This window comes from Sphingomonas panacisoli, from assembly GCF_007859635.1.
Lineage (GTDB): Bacteria > Pseudomonadota > Alphaproteobacteria > Sphingomonadales > Sphingomonadaceae > Sphingomonas > Sphingomonas panacisoli.
In genome coordinates, this window is the sequence record NZ_CP042306.1 from 3,310,175 (window position 1) to 3,330,392 (window position 20,218).

The window sequence follows — 20,218 nt, forward strand, 5'->3', positions numbered from 1 at the left end:
AAACGCCAGAAAAGCTGACTTGATCGAGATTAGCGTTTTTAGAGAAGAATGCCCTGCAGATTCGCCCGCCCGACCGCCCCGCCGCCCCGCCGTCGTGCGATCTCGGTCTCGGCCGTGAAGCGAACATCGGGGTCGCGATCGGTCAGGAACCCGTTGAGGCTTTCCTGCGAAATCTCCTTCCAATCCTTGCCGCGGTCGGGACCCCAGCGCACGCGCGGCAGCAAGCCCGGCATGTTCGACCATTCGAGCAATTGCGCGACCGATGCCTCGTTGAGCATGTCGCGCAGGTGGAATGCTGTCACATAGGCATCGGGGAAGGCCCGGTGCGCGGGCAGGCCGCGCTCGTGATCGATCCCATCGGGCTTGCGCCAATAGCGCAGCACTTGATTCGAGAAGCTCGGGCTGTCGGGCCACAGCCGCATCGCGCACTTCCATGTGCAGATCCAATCCGCACCGTGCGTCATGTTGGGGGTGCAGAACTTCATCTCGAAATCGGCGCGGTGAGCGGCGAGCGCGAGCCGGCGCGGATACGGGTCGAGCACCGGGCGGGCGGCATCGAACCAGAGCGGGGCGTCGGCGACTTGTTCGTCGAGGATATGATGGATCGCCTGGGTGATCGGCGGAATCGGCCGGCCGGGGTTGATCAGCCGGCTGCCGCCGTCGCCATGGAGTTCCCAGCGCCCGTCCTGTCCGAGCGCGACGTCCTGCCAGCCGACTTCGCACACGCCATGGGTCGACGGCGTCTCACCGGTGGTTTCGAGATCGACGACACGGATGATGGAAGGAGCGGTGGCCATCGTCTTCAGATGGGCCTCGCAACGATCGATTGCCAGCCCAATGTCGTCGCCCCGGCGAAGGCCGGGGCCGCCACGTGGCGGCGCGGAAACCAAGCCGCCAGCGGTCCCGGCCTGCGCCGGGACGACGTCGGATCAGTGCCCTGCCTGCGGCCCGCGCTCCAGCCCGCTCGCGGCAAGTTGCGCGTCGATCTGGCCGAGCAGGCGGTCGAGTGCGGCCTGATCCTTCGCCTCGGCGCGCGCGACCAGCACGTCCTGCGTGTTCGACGCGCGGAGCAGCCACCAACCGTCGGGCGTGTTGACCCGCGCGCCGTCGGTACGATCGACATCGGCGCCTTCGGTCTCGAGCCGGTCGAGCACTTCGTCGATCACCGCGAACTTGCGGCTCTCATCGACCTGGAAGCGCATCTCGGGCGTGTTGACCATCACCGGCATGGCATCCTTGATCGCGGTCATCGACTTGCCGATCATGTGCACCGCGCGGATCAGGCGGACGGCGGCATATTGCGCGTCGTCGAAGCCGTAAAATTCATGCGCGAAGAAGATGTGGCCCGACATTTCGCCCGCCAGCGGACTGTCGGTTTCCTTCATCTTGGTCTTGATCAGCGAATGCCCGGTCTTCCACATCAGCGGCTGACCGCCGAGTTCGGCGATACGGTCGTACAGCGCCTGGCTGGCCTTCACGTCGGCGATGATCGTCGCGCCGGGCAGTTCCTTCAGCACGGGTTCGGCCAGAATGGACAGGATCTGGTCGCCCCAGATGACCCGCCCTTGCCCGTCGATCGCGCCGATCCGGTCGCCGTCGCCGTCGAAGGCGACTCCGAAATCGAGGCTTTTCTCGGCGACGAGCGTTTTCAGATGCGCAAGGTTCTTTTCCTCGGTCGGATCGGGATGATGGTTGGGAAAATTGCCGTCCACATCGGTAAACAGCAGGTGATGCTCACCCGGCAGGAGCTTGGTGAGCTTCTCGATCACCGGGCCGGCGGCGCCGTTGCCCGCGTCCCAGCCGATCCGGTACGCGCCGCCCGCATAACCCGCCATCAGGCGATTGACGTAATCGTCGACGATATCGGCGTCCGATACCGTACCCTCGCCTTCCTCCCAATCGCCGTCCGCCGCCATCTGGCCCAGCTTCTGGATGTCCTGGCCGAAGAACGGGCGGTGCTGCAGCACCATCTTGAAGCCGTTATACTCGGCGGGGTTATGGCTGCCGGTTATCTGGATGCCGCCGTCCACCTCCAGCTCCGCCTCGGCATAATATAGCTGCGGAGTCGGGCCCATGCCGGTCCGCACGACATCGACGCCCGACGCGAGCAATCCCTCGACCAGCGCGGTTTCCATCGCCGGCGACGAGGTGCGGCCGTCGCGCCCGACCGCGACACGCGTTCCGCCGGCGCGGCGCACCACGGTCGCGAAGCTGCGCCCGATGGCGCGCGCGTCGTCGGTCGACAGCGTTTTGCCGACGATCCCCCGGATATCGTATTCACGAAGGGACGAAGGGTCGAAGCGGTGGGTCATCTGGATTCCTGTCTGGACATGCTGCCCGCCCAATCGGCGAGCCGTACGAAAAGTTCAATCCGATCGCTTCAACAGCGTATCGCGCGCGGCGTTGACGCGCTGGGCGAGTTCGGCCGATCCACCATGGTCGGGATGGACCGCGAGCAGCAGGCGGCGGTGCGCGGCGCGGATATCGGCGTCGCTCGCGCTCGCGCCGAGGCCGAGGATGCCGAGCGCGTCGGCGCGGTCGGGCGGCGGTGGCGCCGGTACGTCACGGCGACGGCCGGTGGTGTGAACGCGCTTCGGCCCCTGCCACAGCCACCAGCCGAACCAGGCGACCGCGATGGCGAGGAGCAGCTTGGGCATCAGGCGAAGAGCGGCATGACCGGCTCGGGCAGCGCCAGCGCCGCCATCATCTCGCGCAGTTCCTGGCGCGCGGCGACGTGGCTTAGGCCCATTTCGCCGAACTCGCGGCTGTCGATCATCGTCAGCCCCTTGGGGAACAGCTCGCGATAGATGACGCGCTCGCCCAGGCCCGGGATGATGCGGAAGCCCACGCGCTTGGCCAACTGATCGAGCGCTTCGGACACGCGGCGCATGTTGCGCGCCTCGATATGCTGGAGGCGGTTGCGCAGGACCACCCAGTCGATCGTCGCGCCGTCCGACTTCGCGCGCGCCTTGCGCGCGTCCCAGATCAGTTCGGAATAGAAGCTCGGCCGCGTCACCTTGAAGCTGTCGGGATCGACCTGGCCGATCAGGTCGAAATCGACGAAGCTGTCGTTCATCGGCGTGACCAGCGTATCCGCCCGTGCCGCCGCCATCCGCCCGAAGCGATCGTCGCGGCCGGGGGTGTCGATCACCAGGAAGTCGGCGTTTTGATCGAGTTGTTCGAGGAGTTCGGTGAAGCGCGCCAGGCTCTCGCCGTCGTGCGCGGCGAACTTGGGCGTGGGGAGTTCGCGGCCGGTACGCTTTTCCGTTGCCTCGCGGTTCTGGAAATAGCGCGCCATCGTCTGCTGGCGATGGTCGAGGTCGAGCGCGGCGACGCGCGCGCCGCGCGATTGCAGCGCGATCGCGACATGGACCGCGGTGGTCGACTTGCCGGTGCCGCCCTTTTCGTTGGCGAAGACGATCGTATGGGGTTTGCGGGCGTCCGCCATGTTGACCTTGTTGCGTGAACTCTCGTCTGCCCATTACAGGCGAAACGCCAACTGTCGAAGGGTCAAATAAAGTGCGGATCGTCCACAAACTGTCCGATTTGAGACGTGCCGTCGCGGGATTGCGCGGCGACGGCGCGGCGGTGGCGCTGGTGCCGACGATGGGCGCGCTGCACGCCGGACACATGGCATTGGTGGAAGCGGCCCAGGCGAGCGGGGCGAAGGTCGTCGCGTCGATCTTCGTCAATCCCAAGCAGTTCGGGCCGACCGAGGATCTCGCGCGCTACCCGCGGCCGGCCGAGGCGGACACCAAGCTGCTGACCGAGCATGGCTGCGACCTGTTGTGGATGCCGGGGGTCGACGAGATGTACCCGGCCGGGTTCGCGACCAACGTGTCGGTGTCGGGCGTGAGCGACGGGCTCGACGGCGCCGCGCGGCCGGGACATTTCGACGGGGTGGCGACGGTGGTGGCGAAGCTGTTCAACCAGGTGCGGCCCGACGCGGCCTATTTCGGCGAGAAGGATTTCCAGCAGCTCGCGGTGATCCGGCGGATGGTGGCGGATCTCGATTTCGGACTGGAGATCGTCGGCGTGCCGACGGTACGCGAGTCCGATGGTTTGGCGCTGTCGTCGCGCAACGCCTACCTGTCGGCCGACGAGCGGGCGCGAGCGGTGGCTCTCCCGCTGGCGCTGACCGCGGCCAAGCGCGCGACCGAAGCGGGCGAGCGTGGCGCGATCCCCGCCGCCATGGCGTCACTCGCCGCGGCCGGCTTTGCCATCGATTACGTCGAACTGGTCGATGCCGCGACGCTGGGCGAACCGGTGCCCGGCCGGCCTCGTCGCCTGCTCGCGGCGGCGCGGATCGGCACGACGCGGTTGATCGACAACCTGCCCGTCGCCGCTTCGACCAACGTCTAACCTTCGGGAAAACAGCGTTAAATCGCGTTAACCATTTGTTGACCGATCCCCGGCCAATCTGACCCTGCCAAAGGGATAAAAAGGGGTTGGCGTAATGGGCAGCAGCCTGAAGAGTGCGCAGTTTCTGATCGAGAGCCGTTTGCGCGATGCCGCGCGCGGCAATTGGGACGCATGTTACGATCTGGGGGTCGACTATTCGGCGGGCGTCAACGGCGTCGAGATCGACCTGGTCGAAGCACATAAGTGGTTCAACATCGCCGCGTCGCGCGGGGGACACGAAAGCGCGCGCTATTGCCGCGCCGAGGTCGCCGACGAGATGACCGCGCGCGAAATCGCCGAGGCGCAGACGCGTGCCCGGGCTTGGCTGAGCGAGACGAGCCGACGCGCCGCCTAAGTTGACACCAGGTTGACACTAACGACGCCGTTCCGCGGCGCATCGCGATGGGTGCGCGCCCAGGTGTCGGCGTCACCGTCCGGTTTATGATCCTGCCGACGATGAGAAAGAGCCGATAGCGACGCTGTCAGGCGAAATCCTACATTGCCAGCATTATCGTCATGCCAGCGAACGCTGGCATCTCGGGCAGTATTTCCTCTCGCGAGACCCCAGCTTTCGCTGGGGTGACGAGCTACTTCTTTGTAGCAGCAGCCTTTTTCGGCGCGGCTTTCTTCTTCGCCGGCGCCTTCTTCGCCGCTTTGCGCTTGCCCTTCGCGGGCGCTGCCGCAGCGCGCGTATCGATCAGTTGCGCGGCTTCTTCCAGCGTCAGCGCATCCTTGTCGATCGACTTGGGCAGGGTCGCGTTGGTCGTGCCGTCGGTGACGTACGCGCCGTAACGGCCCTCCATCAGCTTGATCTCGGCCTCGGTGCGCGGATGCGCGCCCAGCACCTTGAGCGGCGCCTGCGCTCCCCGTGCCGGCCGTCCGCCGTTCGCCGCCGCCTCGGCCAGCTTGACCACGGCGGCGTTCATGCCGGTCTCGAACACCTCCATCGTCGATTGCAGCCGGGCGTACTTGCCGTCGTGCGCGAGATAGGGACCGTAGCGGCCGATCGATGCGGTGATCGGCTTGCCGCTCTCTGGATGCGCACCGATTTCGCGCGGCAGGCTCAGGAGCTTGAGCGCCCATTCGAGGTCGAGTTCGGGAATGTCCTTCGGGATCGACGCGCGCTTGGCGTCCTTGCCCTCGCCGAGCTGGATGTACGGCCCGAACCGACCCGACTTGCGTTCGACTTCCAGCCCGGTGACCGGATCCTTGCCCAGTCCTTCCGGCCCACTATCCTCGCCCTCGGCGCCGCCGGGTTGCGCGAAACGGCGGGTGTATTTGCACTCGGGATAGTTCGAGCAAGCGATGAAGGCGCCGAACTTGCCGCCGCGCAGCGCGAGTTGGCCCTGGCCGCAATTCGGGCAGAGACGCGGATCGCCACCATCGGCCTTGTCGGGGAACAGATAGGGCGCAAGAAACTGGTCGAGCTGCTGCGTCACTTCGGACGGCTTGAACTCCATCACCTCGGCGGTGCGCGGCTTGAAGTCGCGCCAGAAGGCTTCGAGCACGGCCTGCCACTGCGCGCGGCCGCCCGAAATCTCGTCGAGTTCGTCTTCCAGCCCGGCCGTGTAGTCGAAGCTGACATAGCGTTCGAAAAAGCGTTCGAGGAACGCGGTCACCAGCCGGCCCGATTCCTCGGCGAAGAAGCGGTTCTTCTCGACGCGGACGTAATCGCGGTCCTTGAGCACCTGAATCGTCGAAGCGTAGGTCGACGGGCGCCCGATGCCGAGCTCTTCGAGCCGCTTGACCAGCGACGCTTCGGAAAAGCGCGGCGGTGGCTGGGTGAAATGCTGCTCGGCGGTCACCTCGCGCTTCGCCGGCACGTCGCCGTCGCGCAGTCGCGGCAGACGGCGCGATTCCTCGTCCGCCTCGTCGTCCTGACCTTCCTCGTACAATGCGAGATAGCCGGGGAAGATCACCACTTGGCCAGTCGCGCGCAGGCCGTGACGCCCGGTGCCGTCGGCGAGATCGATCGTCGTGCGCTCCATGCGCGCCGACGCCATCTGGCTCGCCATCGCGCGCTTCCAGATCAAATCGTACAACCGGGCATGGTCGCCCGATCCGGCGCGATCCTTGGCGAAGTCGGTCGGTCGGATCGCTTCGTGCGCTTCCTGCGCGTTCTTGGCCTTGGTCTGGTACATGCGCGGCTTGTCCGGGACGTAGCTCGCGTCGTAGCGGTTGGTGATGGCGTTGCGCGCGGCGGAAATCGCGCTACCGTCCATCTGCACGCCGTCGGTCCGCATATAGGTGATCGCGCCGTCCTCGTAGAGCCCCTGCGCGATCCGCATCGTGTGGCTGGCGGAGAAGCCGAGCTTGCGCGCCGCTTCCTGCTGCAGCGTCGAGGTGGTGAAGGGCGGCGGCGGATTGCGCGTCGCGGGCTTGGTTTCGACCGACTGGACGGTGAAGCGACCGTTCTCGACGTCGGCCTTCGCCTTCATGGCGTCACCCTCGGCGCCGATGGTGAGGCGGTCGATCTTCTCGCCGTTCCATTTGACCAGGCGCGCGGTGAAGCTGGTGCCGTCCTGCTCCATCAATGCTGCGACCGACCAATATTCCTGCGCGACGAACGCTTCGATCTCGCGCTCGCGATCGACGATCAGGCGCAAAGCGACCGACTGGACGCGGCCGGCGGACTTGGCGCCGGGCAGCTTGCGCCACAATACGGGGCTGAGCGTGAAGCCGACCAGATAGTCGAGCGCGCGGCGGGCGCGGTAGGCGTCGATCAGATCCTCGTCGAGCTCGCGCGGATGCCGCATCGCCTCGGTCACGGTCGCCTTGGTGATGGCGTTGAACGTCACGCGCTGGACGTCCTTGGGCAGCGCGCGGCGGCCGCGCAGCACTTCCTGCACGTGCCACGAAATCGCCTCGCCTTCGCGATCGGGGTCGGTGGCGAGGATCAGGCGGTCGGCCTTCTTGGCCTCGTCGGTGATCGCCTTCAGCTGCTTGGCCTTGTCGGGATAATTCTCCCAATCCATCGCGAAGCCGTCCTCGGGCTTCACCGACCCGTCCTTGGGGGGCAAGTCGCGGACATGGCCGTAGCTCGCGAGCACGCGATAGTCCGCGCCGAGATATTTCTCGATGGTTTTGGCCTTGGCCGGCGATTCGACGATGACGAGCTGCATGGGTCTGAAAAGCGTCCTTACGTGTACGCGCGAGGATGGAGAGCGGGAATCGTGCCCGTCAAGTATCGGGTCAAGCGGGGGTCTTGAGGCTCCGCCAGGCGAGGAAGAAGGCGATCCCGAGGATCAGGTCGCCGTTGGTCAGCATGAAGGTGGAGGTCGGCGTGCGCCCGTTCAACCACAGGAAGGCGGTCGGGATCCAGAAACCCAGCTTGGCGACGACGCCGAGCGGCATGAACGCGCGATAGCGCAACGGATCGCCGCCGATCACCCAATAGACCAACTGCCACGCCACCGCCGCGCCGACGAAGCCGTAATAATATTCGGGATGCGCGAAGGCGGGATCGGGCGCCGCGACGGTCTTTTCCAGGAAATACATCGGCAGCAGCAGGATCAGGCCGTAGATCGCGGCGCCGCGGAACAGCCAGGTCGCGTGTCGTGCGGTCATGTCAGGCTCACCCTTCCCCCGGCGTGTCGTTCCAGCCTGCCCGCCAGTTCGATTTCGAGCAACACCGTCGCGACGATCGCGGGCGGCTGGCCGGATTGGCGGACCAGCTCGTCGATCGCGACCGGGACGGGGCCGAGCAGGTCGGCGACGGCGCGACGTTCCGCGTCGCCGGGGTCGGTCGGCGGCATGGCGTCAAACGGGATCGCGGGGCTGCGCACCATGCGCGGATCGATCGGACGGATCGTTTCGAGAATGTCGGCCGCCGACTGGACCAACGTCGCGCCCTCGCGGATCAGCAGGTTGCAGCCCTGGGCGCGCGGGTCGAGCGGGCTGCCGGGGACCGCCATGACGTCACGCCCCGCCTCGTTCGCCAGCCGCGCGGTGATCAGCGAGCCCGACTTGGGCGCGGCCTCGACCACGACGGTGCCGACCGCCAGCCCGGCGATGATGCGGTTGCGGTGTGGGAAGTTGCGCGCGAGCGGTTCGATGCCCGGCGGTTGCTCGGCGATCAGCAGGCCTTGCTGCGCGACCGACTCCTGTAGCTCGCGATTCTCAGGTGGAAAGGCGATGTCGATGCCGCTCGCGATGACACCGATCGTGCCGGTGGCGAGCGATCCGCTATGCGCGGCGGTGTCGAGCCCGCGCGCCAAGCCGGAGACGATCACCACGCCTTCGCGCCCCAGTTCGACCGCCAGCCCGCGCGCGAACCGACACGCGGCGGCGGACGAATTCCGCGCGCCGACTATCGCCACGACGGTGCGTTTCGTTAGCGACAGGTCGCCGCGTATCGTCATTGCCGCAGGCGCATTGTCGAGTTCGGCGAGGAGCGGCGGATAATCGGCGTCGTCGAGGAACAGGTAGCGTGCGCCGAGCTTCTCCGTCGTCGCGATCTCGCGTTCGGCCACGCCGGCATCGACTACCTTTGGCGGTCTCCCGCCACCGCGCGCGGCGAGGTCGGGCAACGCCTCGATCGCCGTTTCCGCGCTGCCGAACCGGGCGATCAGCTGGCGATAGGTGACCGGCCCGATGCTCGGCGTGCGGATCAGCCGTAATCGCGCGATCCGCGGATCAGGCATCCTTGCTCCCGCCGACGCGCGGCTCGGTGCCGGCGAACAGCCGGTCGATATTGGCGCGGTGCTTCCACAGCACCAGCAACGCGAGCGCGATCAGCAGCAGCACCTGATCGAAACATCCGACCAACGCGGCGGCGATCGGGCTGGAGATGGCGGCGGTCATTCCCGCCACCGAGGAAATCCGCAGCAGAGCGAGCATCGCCAGCCACACCGCGGCGAAGATCAACCCGACCGGCCAGCACAAGGCGAGGCAGATGCCGAGCAACGTCGCGACGCCCTTGCCACCCTTGAACTTCAGCCAGACCGGATAGAGGTGGCCGATGAACGCCGCGGCCGCGGCGGGGATTTCGTGACCCGGAAAGGCATAAGCGGCGATGATCACGGCCAGCGCGCCCTTCGCGCCGTCGAGCACCAACGTCGCCGCCGCCAAGCCTTTGCGGCCCGTCCGCAGCACGTTGGTCGCGCCGATATTGCCCGAGCCGATCGTGCGCAGGTCGCCCGCGCCGAACGCGCGCGTCAGGATCACCCCGAACGGGATCGATCCGAGCAGATAGCCCAGCAATATCGCGCCCGCCGGCGCCGCCCACAGATATTCGGTCGGCAAAGCCTCACCCCCAGTCGTTGCGGATATAGAACAGCGACGCCACGCCGCCAATAATCTTGATCACAAACGCCGCCCGGTCCAACGGATCGGCGGATGGATGCGCGACCGATCTTGCTGTTCGATTCAGGCGTCGGCGGGCTGTCGGTGCTGGGTGCGGTGCGCGATCTGCTGCCCCAGGCCGGCCTGACCTATGTCGCCGATTCGGCGGGATTTCCGTACGGGACGAAAAGCGAGGCGGAGATCGCGGCGCGAGTACCGGCCCTGCTCGGGCGGCTGGCCGAGCGATACGATCCCCGGCTGATCGTGATCGCGTGCAACACCGCGTCGACCATCGCGCTCCAGCATGTCCGCGCGGCGCTCGACCTGCCGATCGTCGGGACGGTGCCGGCGATCAAGCCGGCGGCCGAGATGAGCAAGACGCGCGTGATCGGCGTGCTCGGCACCGACGCGACGGTGCGTCAGCCTTATGTCGACGATCTCGCGGCGCGGTTCGCGAGCGATTGCGTCGTGCTACGCCACGGATCGGCGGCTTTGGTCGAACTGGCAGAGGCGAAATTGCACGGCGAGTCGATAGACCTGCCCGCGTATCGGGACGCGATCGCCGGATTGTTCGCCCAGCCCGATGGCGATCGCATCGACGTCGTCGTCAACGCCTGCACGCATTTTCCGTTGGTCGTCGAGGAATTGGCCGCGGCCGCGCCCCACCCGGTCCGGTTCACCGACGGCGCATCCGGCATCGCGCGCCGCGTCGCCTATCTCACGCGGGGCCAGGAATGGTCCGGTTCGCCGGACCATCGCGCGGTGTTCACGCGATTCGGCGATGCCGAGCGTCGGCTCGCCCCCGCTTTGGCGCGTTTCGGCATTCCCCGGTCCGAGTCGCTCTAGGCGAGCTTCAATTGTTCGGCGTAGCGGTTCGCCATGGTTTCGTGCGCGACGCGTGCGGCGGGATCGGTGGAGGACGCGGCGGCAGCGCGCGACTGCGCTTCGCGACGCGTCAGATAATCGGAATCGGGCGCCTTTGCGGCGGTGTCTTGGGGCATGGTCCTACTCCAGCCAGGCAAGCGGGAGCTTTCCATCACTCTCAGTCATCGGCGCGCTCGCTAGGATTCCTTGCCGACGATGCGAAGGAACGTACGCCTCCGTTCGACACCTGTCATTGACGTAAAGCAGCATCGCAGCTGCACGTTTTGCACGCATAAGCGATGGAAAATCGCACAAACCCGCGCTAACGGGCGATTCATGAGCGACACCAGCACGCGGCCCGTCGATTATTCGCGGGTGTTTACCCAGGCGATCGACCGGTTGCACGAGGAAGGCCGCTACCGCGTATTCATCGACATTCTGCGCAACAAGGGGATGTTCCCCAACGCGCGCTGCTTCGCCGGGCATAACGGGCCGAAGCCGATCACGGTGTGGTGTTCGAACGACTATCTGTCGATGGGCCAGCACCCCAAGGTGATCGCGGCGATGGAGGAGGCGCTCCACGATGTCGGCGCCGGCTCCGGCGGCACGCGCAATATCGGCGGCAACACGCATTACCATATCGATCTCGAGGGTGAACTCGCCGATCTGCACGGCAAGGAAGGCGCGCTGCTGTTCACCAGCGGATACGTGTCGAACGAGGCGACCTTGGCGACGCTCGGCAAGCTGTTGCCCGGCTGCGTGATCTTCTCCGACGAACTCAACCACGCGTCGATGATCGCGGGAATCCGCAATTCGGGCTGCGAGAAGCGCATCTTCCGCCACAACGACTTGGCCCATCTCGAGGAATTGCTGGCCGCCGAGGATCCGAACGCACCGAAGCTGATCGCGTTCGAGAGCGTCTATTCGATGGAGGGCGACATCGCCCCGATCGGCGCGATCTGCGACCTAGCCGACAAGTATAACGCGCTGACCTATCTCGACGAAGTGCACGCGGTCGGCATGTACGGCCCGCGCGGCGGCGGGATTTCGGAGAGGGATGCGGTCGCGCATCGCATCACGATTATCGAAGGCACGCTGGGCAAGGCGTTCGGGGTGATGGGCGGCTATGTCGCGGCCGACCAGACGATCATCGATGTGATCCGCAGCTACGCGCCGGGGTTCATCTTCACCACCAGCCTGTCGCCGGTGCTGGTCGCCGGCGTGCTGGCGAGCGTGCGGCACCTGAAGTCGTCGACCGCCGAGCGCGAGGCGCAACAGGCGTCGGCGGCGATGCTGAAGGGGATGATGACCGACGCCGGATTGCCGGTGATGGTTGGCGACACGCATATCGTCCCTCTGATGGTCGGCGATCCGGTAAAAGCCAAGAAGATCAGCGACATATTGCTCGCTGAGTATGGCGTGTACGTCCAGCCGATCAATTACCCCACAGTGCCGCGCGGCACCGAGCGCCTGCGCTTCACCCCCGGCCCGACGCATGACGAGGGCATGATGCGCGACCTGACCGACGCGCTGGTCGAGATCTGGGGCCGGCTGGAACTGCGCAAGGCGGCGTAACCGCGTCGCCCCGGCGAAGGCCGGGGCCGCTGAATTTTTCGCGCCGTTGCTTGCGGCCCCGACCTTCGCCGGGGCGACGTTTACGGCTTCCCCATCTCGCTGACGTTGCCGGCGAATTCCTCGAAATCCTTCGCCTCGCTGAAGTCGCGATAGACGCTGGCGAAGCGGATATAGGCGACCGAATCGAGGCCCTTCAGGCCGTCCATCACCAGTTCGCCGATTTTCTTCGACGAGACTTCGGCATCGCCCAAAGTCTCGAGCTGGCGCTGGATGCCCGACACCAGGCGCTCGATCTGGACCGGTTCGATCGGCCGTTTGCGCGCGGCGATCTCGATCGAGCGGAGCAGTTTCTCGCGCTCGAACGGCTCTTTCTTGTCTTCGCTCTTGAGCACGACGAGTTCGCGCAACTGGATGCGCTCGAACGTGGTGAAGCGCGCGGCGCAGCCTTCGCACTGGCGGCGGCGGCGGATCGCGGCGCCGTCCTCGGTCGGCCGCGAATCCTTTACCTGGCTGTCTTCATGTCCGCAGAACGGGCAACGCATGGTTGGGGGTCCGTCGTTCGTGGTGGTCGAGACGGACCCCTATCGGATCACGCCTTCTTGGCGAAGCGGTTATACGCCATGATCCCGCCGCCGATCAGCGCGCCGGTCGCCATCGAAATCGGGAGCAGGATCGCCGCGACCGCACCGACCGCGGCGGCGCCGGCGATCTTCTGCGCATTCTCGTCCTTCATCAGCCCGCGCGCGGCGGCTTCGGCCTCGGCGGCGCTGTTCATGACGAAGGTCTTGGCCGATTCGAACGTATTCTCGCCGTCGCCGGCGACGAACGCACCGCAATTCGCGCAATATTTGGCGCCGTCGGGGAGCGCCGCGTCGCAATGCGGGCACATGCGGGTCAGATTCTCGGTCATCTCACAGTCCTTGGTAGATGGGAAAGCGGTGACATAGTGCATTAACACGCTGCTGCACAGCATTTTCTACCTGCGCGTCGCCCTGTTCACCATTTTTGGCGAGTCCGTCGAGCACGTCGGCGACCATATTGCCGATCTCGCGGAACTCGGCGGGACCGAATCCGCGGGTGGTGCCGGCGGGCGATCCGACGCGGATGCCGCTGGTCTTGACCGGGGGCAGCGGGTCGTTGGGGATGCCGTTCTTATTGCAGGTGATCCCGGCGCGTTCGAGCGCTTCGTCGGCGTCTTTGCCGGTCACGCCGAGCGGCGTGAGATCGATCAGGGCGAGGTGCGTGTCGGTGCCGCCCGATACGACTTCGCAGCCGCGCTCCTTTAGCGTCGCGGCCAGCACCTTGGCATTCTCGATGATCGCCGCCGCGTAGGATTTGAAGCCCGGCTCCAGCGCCTCGCCGAACGCGACCGCCTTGGCGGCGATGACGTGCATCAGCGGGCCGCCCTGCAGGCCCGGAAACACGGCGGAGTTGATCTTCTTCGCGATCGCCTCGTCGTCGGTCATCACCATGCCGCCGCGCGGACCGCGCAGTGTCTTGTGCGTCGTGGTGGTCACGACATGGGCGTGGCCGAAGGGGGTTGGGTGAACGCCGCCCGCGACGAGACCGGCGAAGTGCGCCATGTCGACCATGAACAGCGCGCCCACCTCGTCCGCGATCGCGCGGAACTTCGCGAAGTCGATCTGGCGCGGATAGGCGCTGCCGCCGGTGATGATCAGCTTCGGGCGATGCTCCTTGGCCAACCGCTCGACTTCGTCGAAGTCGATCAGGTGGGTGTCGGGGGTCACGCCGTACTGCACCGCGTTGAACCATTTGCCCGACATCGCGGCCTTGGCGCCGTGAGTCAGGTGACCGCCCGCGTCGAGGCTCAGCCCCATGATCGTGTCGCCCGGCTTGGTCAGCGCGAGCATCACCGCGCCGTTCGCCTGCGCGCCAGAGTGCGGCTGGACGTTGGCATAGCCGCAGTCGAACAGCTGCTTGGCGCGGTCGATCGCGAGCTGCTCGACCTCGTCCGACGGGTGGCAGCCCTGATAGTAGCGCTTCCCCGGATAGCCTTCGGCGTACTTGTTGGTGAACACCGACCCCTGCGCCTCGAGCACCGCCTTGGAGACGATATTCTCCGACGCGATCAGCTCGATCTGGTTCTGCTCGCGCGCCAGTTCGTGGCGTACGCCCGCGAAGACGGCGGGGTCGGCGTCGGCCAGGCCACGCGTAAAGAAACCGTCGGGCTGGACGTCGGACAGGGTGGTCGGGTTGCTGCTCATGACGTGACTTTCGGTAGGGAGCCGAGCTTGTCGACCCGGTGCTGGTGGCGGCCGCCGGCGAAATCGGCGGAGAGGAAAGCGGAGAGGCAGGCGATCGCCATTTCGGGGCCGATCAGCCGCGCGCCCATCGCGATCGCATTGGCGTCGTTGTGCGTGCGCGCGAGCGTCGCGGACAGCGGTTCGCTGACGAGCGCGCAGCGGCAGCCGGGGTTGCGGTTGGCGGCGATGGCGATGCCGATCCCCGACCCGCACAGCGCCACGCCGCGTTCCGCCGAGCCGCTGGCGACCGCCTCGGCGAGCTTGTAGCCGTAATCGGGATAATCGACGGATGCGGTGTCGAACGGGCCGAGATCGTCGACGTCATGCCCCGCCTCGCGCAACCAGTCGACAAGCGTCGCCTTCAGGGCGACGGCGGCGTGATCGGACGCGATGGCGATGCGCATGAACGGGGCGCGGGTCCCTTTGGCTGTGGTGTGAGCGCCCCTTACCGATGACGGGGCGGTTACGCCACCCCGAAACCCGGCTTTATTCGCAACCATCCGCGTCGGCGGACCGCCGCGACGTAGCTGGCGCTGACCGGCAATCGCGTGCCGTCTGCGGTCACCAGCCGCCATGCGCGGCCTTCGCGCAGCGCACCGTCGACCGAAGCGGCGGCGATCCAGGCGCCACGATGGACTTGCTCGCCATCGATCCCGCCGAGCTCCGCCAAGGTGTCGGCGAACCGCGCGAGCACGAGGGGCTTGGCACCGCTCGCCAGATGGACGCGGCAATAGTGATCTTCGGCGGTCACGGCCTGGACATCGGCCAGGTCGCGGACCCCGGCGCGGAACAGGATACCGTCATTAGGCAGACTGGCGGCGACGACGCGGGGCGGCCGAGCGAACCACAAGACGGCGAACAGGGTCGCGCTGATCGCCGCCGCCTCGATCCAGGTCCGCGTTGGATCGATGTCGCTCGCGATCCCGAACAGCCACAAGGCGGCGGGAATTTCGAGCGGCAGCGGCAGGTTGATGACCACCGCGCCGATCGCGCTGGCGCGGGGCCAGTCTTGCGGCGTGCGGATCGTCCAGGCGAACCACACCAGCCATTTGGCGACGTTCCACCCGATCAGCACGCCCCAGAAGCCGAGCCGTTGGCCGAGCGGCATCTCGATCGTCCCGAACGCGCCCATGATCGTCGCGAGCACGATCGCCGCGCCGCCGCCGATCATCAGCATCGCGAAGCCGGGCAGCGCGAGCGCACGATCCACGAACTTTCGGACCGACTTGGCGAAGCCGCGGTTGCGGCGACGGCGTTGGCCGGGCTGATCGGGGGAAAGCGTCGCCATCGGGCGTCACGCTGCCACGTTCGTTGAGGGAGTGCCAGATGCGCAAAGTGTTGATCGCCGGATTGAGTCTCGCATTGATCGCCAGCGTGCCGGGATCGGCGCAGGTCGCGGACACCGCGGCGTTGTCGGCGCAAAAGGTCGCGCTCGACAAATTCGCCTGGATGGACGGGACATGGCGCGGCCCGGCCGTGAAAAAGGGGCCGGGTGGCGAGCATCGCGTGACCCAGACCGAGCGGATCGGACCGATGCTGGGCGGCACGCTACGCGTGATCGAGGGCAAGGGGTTCAACCCGGACGGCAGCGTCGGCTTCAATGCCTTCGCGGTGATCTCATGGGACGCGCAGAAACAAGCGTACGACTTCCGCTCCTACGCGCAGGGCCGCGCCGGCGACTTCATGATCCGCCCGACCGCGGACGGCTATGTCTGGGAGATTCCGGCCGGGCCGATGATCATCCGCTATACCGCGACGCTGAAGGACGAAACGTGGACCGAGATCGGCGAGAGGATCGCGCCGGGCCAGCCGGCGGTGCCGTTCTTCGAGATGCACCTGAAGCGCGTCGGCGACACCGCCTGGCCGAACGGTGGCGCCATGACGCCAAACTAACAATCCTCCCCCGCGAGGGGGAGGTGGCGCCGAAGGCGACGGAGGGGGCGGATACGGGCGCATAGTTAGTCGCCGCCCTCCCCCTCCGTCAGCTGCGCTGACACCTCCCCCTCGCGGGGGAGGATTGGCCAGAGCGTCATCAACCTGTCACCGCGCGCTCATCAACCCGTCACGCAGGAGTCCTAGCGCGGTCACGCGGCGGCGCCATCCCCCGATGCGCCGCCACGCGAAAGGACTTCGCATGGCCAGCCTCGCGCCCACCAAGAATCACGCCGTCCGCGATGCGGTCCACCGCCACGATCATCTGAGCAAGCAGGGTTTCCTCGAACGCGCCTTCACCTTCGCGTTTCGCGGGCTGGTCTATGCGCAGATCTGGGAGGATCCGGCGATCGACATGGAAGCGCTGGCGATCCGGCCCGACAGCCATGTCGTGACGATCGCATCGGGCGGGTGCAACGCGCTGAGCTACCTGACTGCCAATCCGCGCGCGATCACCGCGGTCGATCTCAACACCGCGCATATCGCGCTCAACAAATTGAAGCTGGCAGCGGCCCGGCACTTGCCCGATCACGACAGCTTCCGCCGTTTCTTCGGCGAGGCCAGTTCGAAGGCGAACATTACCGCGTACAAGACCCATATCGCCCCGCATCTCGACGAGGTGACGCGGCGCTACTGGGAAGGCCGCGACCCGATCGGGCGGCGGCGGATCGGCGGGTTCGCGCATGGCGTCTACAAGCGCGGCCTGCTCGGTGGGTTCATCGGCGCGGCGCATCTGCTCGCGCGGTTGCACGGCATCGATCCGCGGCGATTGCTCAAGGCCGCATCGATCGAGGAACAGCGCGCCATTTTCGATCGCGAGTTCGCGCCGTTGTTCGACAAGGCGTTCGTGCGCTGGCTGACCGACCAGCCGGCGTCGCTGTTCGGGCTCGGCATCCCGCCCGCGCAATATGAGGCGCTGGCCGGCGACGAGAAGATGGCGACGGTGCTGCGCGAGCGGCTCGAAAAGCTGGCGTGCGACTTCGACCTCAAGGACAATTACTTCGCCTGGCAGGCGTTCGGGCGCGGCTATGGCGAGGGTCCCGAGGCGCCGGTGCCGCCGTATCTCCAGGCGGAGAACTATTCCGACGTGGTCGAGCGGATCGACCGCATGGAAATCCTCCACGCGAACTATGTCGAGTATCTGCGCACGCAGGGCGACGCGTCGCTCGATCGCTACATCCTGCTCGACGCGCAGGACTGGATGACCGACGAGCAGCTGACCGACTTGTGGCGCGAGATCACGCGGACGGCCCGGCCTGGGTCGCGCGTGCTGTTCCGCACGGCGGGGGTGGAGACGATCCTGCCCAGCCGAGTGCCTGACGATGTGCTCGGCAAATGGCGTTACGCTGCGGAAGAGTCGCTCGATTACACCCGCCGCGACCGATCCTCGATCTATGGCGGGGTGCACCTCTATCTGCTGGGGGACGTCGCCTGACCGGATCCCACGCGGCGCACATGGACGCGATCTATCGCACCCAGCGCCATTTCTATGATCTGACCCGCAAATATTACCTGCTGGGTCGGGACGCGTTGATTGACGGGTTGGCGCCGCCGACCGGCGGCAGCGTACTGGAAATCGGCTGCGGCACCGGACGCAACCTGATCTGCGCGGCGCGGCGCTGGCCCGATGCGCGTTTCTACGGAATCGATATTTCCGAGGCGATGCTGGAAACCGCACGCGCGAACGTCGCCAAGGCCGGGTTGTCCGAGCGAATCTCCTTTGCACAAGGCGACGCGACCGCGTTTGACGCCATGGCGTTGTTCGGGGTCGCGGGCTTCGATCGTGTGTTCCAGAGCTACACGCTGTCAATGATCCCCGACTGGCGTGGGGCGCTGCGCGAAGGCATCGGCAAGCTTGCGTCTGGGGGTCGGCTCGACGTGGTCGATTTCGGCCAGCAGGAGCATTTGCCGGGCTGGTTTCGGCGCGCGCTCTTCGCTTGGCTCGCCAGGTTCGACGTATGCCCACGCCCCGATCTGTTCACGGCGATTGACGAAATCGCGCCGCGCGCCCAGCACACGCCGCTCTATCGTGGCTATGCCTGGAGCGCGCGCCTCTTCCGTGACTGACCAACCCGCAATCGTCCTCGTCCGCCCGCAGCTCGGCGAAAATATCGGCAAGGCGGCACGCGCCATGCTCAATTTCGGGCTGACCGAGATGCGGCTGGTGTCACCCCGCGACGGCTGGCCCAACCCCGCCGCCGGCCCCGCCGCGTCGGGCGCCGACATCGTGCTTCAACAAGCGCGCGTGTTCGACAGCGTGACCGACGCCGTGGCCGATTGCGCGCATGTCTATGCCACCACGGTCCGCAAGCGCGGCGTGACCAAGCCGGTGGTGACGCCGGAGGAAGGGGCGCGGTCGATCCACGCCGACACCGGCCGTTCGGCGATCCTGTTCGGCCCGGAACGCTCTGGACTCGAGACTGAGGATGTCGCCGTGGCGCGTGCGATCGTCACCGTGCCGATCAATCCCGACTTCGGAAGTCTCAATCTGGCACAGGCGGTGATCCTGGTTGCCTACGAATGGTCGAAGCATGTCGCGCTCGCGCAGCCGCCCGAAACCGACTTGCCGCCCCCGGCACCGCAAGGCGAGCTCGACGGCATGATCGATCAGCTCGACACGATGCTCGATGCGGCCGGTTTCTTCTTCCCGCCCGACAAGGCGCCGACGACGAAGCGCACGTTGCGAACGCTCCTGACGAAGCCCGGCTGGTCCAGCCAAGAGGTGCGCACGATGCGCGGGGTGCTGTCGGCGCTCGCCAATCCACGACAGCGTAACTGACGTTTTTTGCTTTCGCTGCGGCCGCAGAATTGTTAAGATCGCAGCAATCTCGTTTTCGGAGTAAGACATGCGTTTCAAGATGATGATGCTCGCCGCGGTTGCAGTTTCGGTCACGCTGCCGGCGGTCGCGCAAACCGGCGCGCCGAGCGTTGCCGAGCCCAAGAAGGAAAAGAAATCCTGCCGTCGCTATACCGTGACCGGCTCGATCGTCGGCACGCGCGCAGTGTGCCACACCGTGAGTGAATGGGCCGCGATCGATGGTGCCAACTCGCGCAACGCCCAGGACACGCTGGACGACTCCCGACTGCGCAATTCCAATCCGTTGGCCAAGTAACGGCGGACAGCCGAACCAGCCTTGACCTGAGCGCGCTTCTTCCATAGAGGCGCGCCCTTCGCAATCGGCCCCGCATTCCGGTGAAGCGGCGGCCCTGCCGATCTCGTGATCCCAGCAGAGCGATACCGGAAACAACGTAACTGCGATTGAAGGAAATATTATGTCGAAGCGCACCAGCGCCAAGCACAAGCTCGACCGCCGCATGGGCGAGAACATCTGGGGCCGTCCCAAGTCCCCGGTGAACAAGCGCGAATACGGGCCGGGTCAGCACGGCCAGCGCCGCAAGGGCAAGATGTCGGACTTCGGCATCCAGCTGCGCGCCAAGCAGAAGCTCAAGGGCTATTACGGCGACGTGACCGAAAAGCAGTTCAAGGGCTGCTACCAGGAAGCCGCCCGCATGAAGGGCGACACCGGTCAGAACCTGATCGGTCTGCTCGAACAGCGTCTCGACATGATCGTGTACCGCGCCAAGTTCGCGCCGACGATCTTCGCCGCGCGCCAGCTCGTGTCGCACGGCCACATTCGCGTCAACGGCGTGAAGTGCAACATCGCGTCGCGTCGTTGCTTCGTCGGCGACGAGATCACCCTGGGCTCGAAGGCCAAGGAAATGGCGCTGGTGATGGAAGCGCAGGGCCTCGCCGAGCGCGAAATCCCCGACTATGTCGCGCCCGACGGCAACGCCAAGGTGACCTTCACCCGCGTGCCGACGCTCGACGAAGTGCCGTATCCGGTGAAAATGGAACCGAATTTGGTCGTCGAGTTTTACTCGCGCTGATCGGATCCTAG

General features: G+C 66.3%; 24 protein-coding genes. 10 read left to right on the forward strand and 14 right to left on the reverse strand.

Annotated elements, in window-relative coordinates:
- Nucleotides 1-38: 38 nt before the first annotated feature.
- The 4 genes from FPZ24_RS16490 to FPZ24_RS16505 form a co-directional block, all read right to left on the reverse strand.
- Entirely contained in the window at nt 39-797 is a 759-nt protein-coding gene (locus FPZ24_RS16490; protein ID WP_146573846.1) for a 3'-5' exonuclease, read from the reverse strand.
- Nucleotides 798-929: 132 nt separating this feature from the next.
- Nucleotides 930-2,312 carry a phosphoglucomutase/phosphomannomutase PgmG gene (gene pgmG / locus FPZ24_RS16495; protein ID WP_146573848.1) on the reverse strand — a complete coding sequence of 461 codons (1,383 nt, stop codon included), beginning with the start codon at nt 2,310-2,312 and terminating at the stop codon, nt 930-932.
- Between the two features lie 54 nt (nt 2,313-2,366).
- The gene (locus FPZ24_RS16500; protein ID WP_146573850.1) at nt 2,367-2,657 is read right to left on the reverse strand and encodes a DnaJ domain-containing protein; all 291 of its coding nucleotides are present in this window, start codon (nt 2,655-2,657) and stop codon (nt 2,367-2,369) included.
- Nucleotides 2,657-3,448 carry a division plane positioning ATPase MipZ gene (locus FPZ24_RS16505; RefSeq protein ID WP_146573853.1) on the reverse strand — a complete coding sequence of 264 codons (792 nt, stop codon included), beginning with the start codon at nt 3,446-3,448 and terminating at the stop codon, nt 2,657-2,659. The genes FPZ24_RS16500 and FPZ24_RS16505 overlap by 1 nt, the downstream gene beginning before the upstream one ends.
- Nucleotides 3,449-3,519: 71 nt before the next feature.
- On the opposite strand from FPZ24_RS16505, the gene panC reads away from it, so the two are divergent.
- Both panC and FPZ24_RS16515 read left to right on the forward strand, forming a co-directional pair.
- On the forward strand, nt 3,520-4,362 hold the full coding sequence (gene panC, locus FPZ24_RS16510; protein WP_146573854.1) for a pantoate--beta-alanine ligase: 843 nt from the start codon (nt 3,520-3,522) through the stop codon (nt 4,360-4,362).
- Between the two features lie 94 nt (nt 4,363-4,456).
- On the forward strand, nt 4,457-4,756 hold the full coding sequence (locus FPZ24_RS16515; protein WP_146573856.1) for an SEL1-like repeat protein: 300 nt from the start codon (nt 4,457-4,459) through the stop codon (nt 4,754-4,756).
- 232 nt (nt 4,757-4,988) lie between these two features.
- Here FPZ24_RS16515 and topA read toward each other — a convergent pair whose 3' ends face one another.
- The 4 genes from topA to plsY form a co-directional block, all read right to left on the reverse strand.
- Entirely contained in the window at nt 4,989-7,523 is a 2,535-nt protein-coding gene (gene topA / locus FPZ24_RS16520) for a type I DNA topoisomerase (RefSeq protein WP_146573857.1), read from the reverse strand.
- 70 nt (nt 7,524-7,593) lie between these two features.
- Complete coding sequence (locus tag FPZ24_RS16525) at nt 7,594-7,968, reverse strand: hypothetical protein (RefSeq protein WP_146573859.1); 375 nt, start codon at nt 7,966-7,968, stop codon at nt 7,594-7,596.
- Nucleotides 7,965-9,044 carry a DNA-processing protein DprA gene (dprA, locus tag FPZ24_RS16530; protein ID WP_146573861.1) on the reverse strand — a complete coding sequence of 360 codons (1,080 nt, stop codon included), beginning with the start codon at nt 9,042-9,044 and terminating at the stop codon, nt 7,965-7,967. Before dprA ends, FPZ24_RS16525 begins: the two co-directional genes overlap by 4 nt.
- Nucleotides 9,037-9,645 (reverse strand): glycerol-3-phosphate 1-O-acyltransferase PlsY, encoded by a 609-nt coding sequence (gene plsY, locus FPZ24_RS16535; protein WP_146573863.1) that lies wholly within the window; start codon nt 9,643-9,645, stop codon nt 9,037-9,039. The genes dprA and plsY overlap by 8 nt, the downstream gene beginning before the upstream one ends.
- Nucleotides 9,646-9,738: 93 nt before the next feature.
- Between plsY and murI the strand changes: the two genes are divergently transcribed.
- The gene (murI, locus tag FPZ24_RS16540; protein WP_146573865.1) at nt 9,739-10,530 is read left to right on the forward strand and encodes a glutamate racemase; all 792 of its coding nucleotides are present in this window, start codon (nt 9,739-9,741) and stop codon (nt 10,528-10,530) included.
- On the opposite strand, the gene FPZ24_RS17295 is transcribed toward murI, so the two are convergent.
- Entirely contained in the window at nt 10,527-10,685 is a 159-nt protein-coding gene (locus tag FPZ24_RS17295) for a hypothetical protein (RefSeq protein ID WP_186728929.1), read from the reverse strand. The genes murI and FPZ24_RS17295 overlap by 4 nt on opposite strands.
- A gap of 199 nt (nt 10,686-10,884) precedes the next feature.
- Between FPZ24_RS17295 and hemA the strand changes: the two genes are divergently transcribed.
- Nucleotides 10,885-12,123: a 5-aminolevulinate synthase gene (gene hemA / locus FPZ24_RS16545; protein ID WP_146573867.1), complete on the forward strand. Its 1,239-nt coding sequence runs from the start codon at nt 10,885-10,887 to the stop codon at nt 12,121-12,123.
- Nucleotides 12,124-12,203: 80 nt separating this feature from the next.
- On the opposite strand, the gene nrdR is transcribed toward hemA, so the two are convergent.
- The 5 genes from nrdR to FPZ24_RS16570 are packed head-to-tail and all read right to left on the reverse strand — an operon-like array spanning nt 12,204 to nt 15,675.
- The gene (nrdR, locus tag FPZ24_RS16550) at nt 12,204-12,665 is read right to left on the reverse strand and encodes a transcriptional regulator NrdR (protein WP_146573869.1); all 462 of its coding nucleotides are present in this window, start codon (nt 12,663-12,665) and stop codon (nt 12,204-12,206) included.
- A 47-nt stretch (nt 12,666-12,712) separates the two neighbouring features.
- The gene (locus FPZ24_RS16555; protein ID WP_186728930.1) at nt 12,713-13,033 is read right to left on the reverse strand and encodes a zinc ribbon domain-containing protein; all 321 of its coding nucleotides are present in this window, start codon (nt 13,031-13,033) and stop codon (nt 12,713-12,715) included.
- 1 nt (nt 13,034) lies between these two features.
- Nucleotides 13,035-14,348: a serine hydroxymethyltransferase gene (glyA, locus tag FPZ24_RS16560; RefSeq protein ID WP_146573873.1), complete on the reverse strand. Its 1,314-nt coding sequence runs from the start codon at nt 14,346-14,348 to the stop codon at nt 13,035-13,037.
- Nucleotides 14,345-14,791, reverse strand: coding sequence for a ribose 5-phosphate isomerase B (gene rpiB, locus FPZ24_RS16565; protein WP_146573875.1), 447 nt, complete (start codon nt 14,789-14,791; stop codon nt 14,345-14,347). Before rpiB ends, glyA begins: the two co-directional genes overlap by 4 nt.
- 59 nt (nt 14,792-14,850) lie before the next feature.
- Nucleotides 14,851-15,675 carry a LytTR family DNA-binding domain-containing protein gene (locus FPZ24_RS16570; RefSeq protein WP_146573877.1) on the reverse strand — a complete coding sequence of 275 codons (825 nt, stop codon included), beginning with the start codon at nt 15,673-15,675 and terminating at the stop codon, nt 14,851-14,853.
- A 38-nt stretch (nt 15,676-15,713) separates the two neighbouring features.
- Here FPZ24_RS16570 and FPZ24_RS16575 point away from each other — a divergent pair, with 38 nt between their 5' ends.
- From FPZ24_RS16575 to rpsD, 6 genes are all read left to right on the forward strand, one after another.
- Complete coding sequence (locus FPZ24_RS16575) at nt 15,714-16,280, forward strand: DUF1579 domain-containing protein (RefSeq protein WP_146573879.1); 567 nt, start codon at nt 15,714-15,716, stop codon at nt 16,278-16,280.
- Between the two features lie 241 nt (nt 16,281-16,521).
- The gene (locus FPZ24_RS16580) at nt 16,522-17,754 is read left to right on the forward strand and encodes a BtaA family protein (RefSeq protein WP_146573881.1); all 1,233 of its coding nucleotides are present in this window, start codon (nt 16,522-16,524) and stop codon (nt 17,752-17,754) included.
- Nucleotides 17,755-17,774: 20 nt separating this feature from the next.
- Complete coding sequence (locus FPZ24_RS16585) at nt 17,775-18,386, forward strand: class I SAM-dependent methyltransferase (protein WP_146573883.1); 612 nt, start codon at nt 17,775-17,777, stop codon at nt 18,384-18,386.
- On the forward strand, nt 18,355-19,098 hold the full coding sequence (locus tag FPZ24_RS16590) for an RNA methyltransferase (protein ID WP_146574653.1): 744 nt from the start codon (nt 18,355-18,357) through the stop codon (nt 19,096-19,098). Before FPZ24_RS16585 ends, FPZ24_RS16590 begins: the two co-directional genes overlap by 32 nt.
- A 79-nt stretch (nt 19,099-19,177) precedes the next feature.
- Complete coding sequence (locus FPZ24_RS16595; protein ID WP_146573885.1) at nt 19,178-19,432, forward strand: hypothetical protein; 255 nt, start codon at nt 19,178-19,180, stop codon at nt 19,430-19,432.
- Nucleotides 19,433-19,592: 160 nt separating this feature from the next.
- Nucleotides 19,593-20,207 (forward strand): 30S ribosomal protein S4, encoded by a 615-nt coding sequence (gene rpsD, locus FPZ24_RS16600; protein ID WP_146573887.1) that lies wholly within the window; start codon nt 19,593-19,595, stop codon nt 20,205-20,207.
- Nucleotides 20,208-20,218: the final 11 nt, after the last annotated feature.

Coding starts and splice junctions, on each gene's coding strand:
- FPZ24_RS16490 (WP_146573846.1), bottom strand. CDS start 797: ATGGCCACCGCTCCTTCCATCATCCGTGTCGTCGATCTCGAAACCACC.
- pgmG (WP_146573848.1), bottom strand. CDS start 2,312: ATGACCCACCGCTTCGACCCTTCGTCCCTTCGTGAATACGATATCCGG.
- FPZ24_RS16500 (WP_146573850.1), bottom strand. CDS start 2,657: ATGCCCAAGCTGCTCCTCGCCATCGCGGTCGCCTGGTTCGGCTGGTGG.
- FPZ24_RS16505 (WP_146573853.1), bottom strand. CDS start 3,448: ATGGCGGACGCCCGCAAACCCCATACGATCGTCTTCGCCAACGAAAAG.
- FPZ24_RS16515 (WP_146573856.1), top strand. CDS start 4,457: ATGGGCAGCAGCCTGAAGAGTGCGCAGTTTCTGATCGAGAGCCGTTTG.
- topA (WP_146573857.1), bottom strand. CDS start 7,523: ATGCAGCTCGTCATCGTCGAATCGCCGGCCAAGGCCAAAACCATCGAG.
- FPZ24_RS16525 (WP_146573859.1), bottom strand. CDS start 7,968: ATGACCGCACGACACGCGACCTGGCTGTTCCGCGGCGCCGCGATCTAC.
- dprA (WP_146573861.1), bottom strand. CDS start 9,044: ATGCCTGATCCGCGGATCGCGCGATTACGGCTGATCCGCACGCCGAGC.
- murI (WP_146573865.1), top strand. CDS start 9,739: ATGGATGCGCGACCGATCTTGCTGTTCGATTCAGGCGTCGGCGGGCTG.
- FPZ24_RS17295 (WP_186728929.1), bottom strand. CDS start 10,685: ATGCCCCAAGACACCGCCGCAAAGGCGCCCGATTCCGATTATCTGACG.
- hemA (WP_146573867.1), top strand. CDS start 10,885: ATGAGCGACACCAGCACGCGGCCCGTCGATTATTCGCGGGTGTTTACC.
- nrdR (WP_146573869.1), bottom strand. CDS start 12,665: ATGCGTTGCCCGTTCTGCGGACATGAAGACAGCCAGGTAAAGGATTCG.
- FPZ24_RS16555 (WP_186728930.1), bottom strand. CDS start 13,033: ATGACCGAGAATCTGACCCGCATGTGCCCGCATTGCGACGCGGCGCTC.
- glyA (WP_146573873.1), bottom strand. CDS start 14,348: ATGAGCAGCAACCCGACCACCCTGTCCGACGTCCAGCCCGACGGTTTC.
- rpiB (WP_146573875.1), bottom strand. CDS start 14,791: ATGCGCATCGCCATCGCGTCCGATCACGCCGCCGTCGCCCTGAAGGCG.
- FPZ24_RS16570 (WP_146573877.1), bottom strand. CDS start 15,675: ATGGCGACGCTTTCCCCCGATCAGCCCGGCCAACGCCGTCGCCGCAAC.
- FPZ24_RS16575 (WP_146573879.1), top strand. CDS start 15,714: ATGCGCAAAGTGTTGATCGCCGGATTGAGTCTCGCATTGATCGCCAGC.
- FPZ24_RS16580 (WP_146573881.1), top strand. CDS start 16,522: ATGGCCAGCCTCGCGCCCACCAAGAATCACGCCGTCCGCGATGCGGTC.
- FPZ24_RS16585 (WP_146573883.1), top strand. CDS start 17,775: ATGGACGCGATCTATCGCACCCAGCGCCATTTCTATGATCTGACCCGC.
- FPZ24_RS16590 (WP_146574653.1), top strand. CDS start 18,355: ATGCCTGGAGCGCGCGCCTCTTCCGTGACTGACCAACCCGCAATCGTC.
- FPZ24_RS16595 (WP_146573885.1), top strand. CDS start 19,178: ATGATGATGCTCGCCGCGGTTGCAGTTTCGGTCACGCTGCCGGCGGTC.
- rpsD (WP_146573887.1), top strand. CDS start 19,593: ATGTCGAAGCGCACCAGCGCCAAGCACAAGCTCGACCGCCGCATGGGC.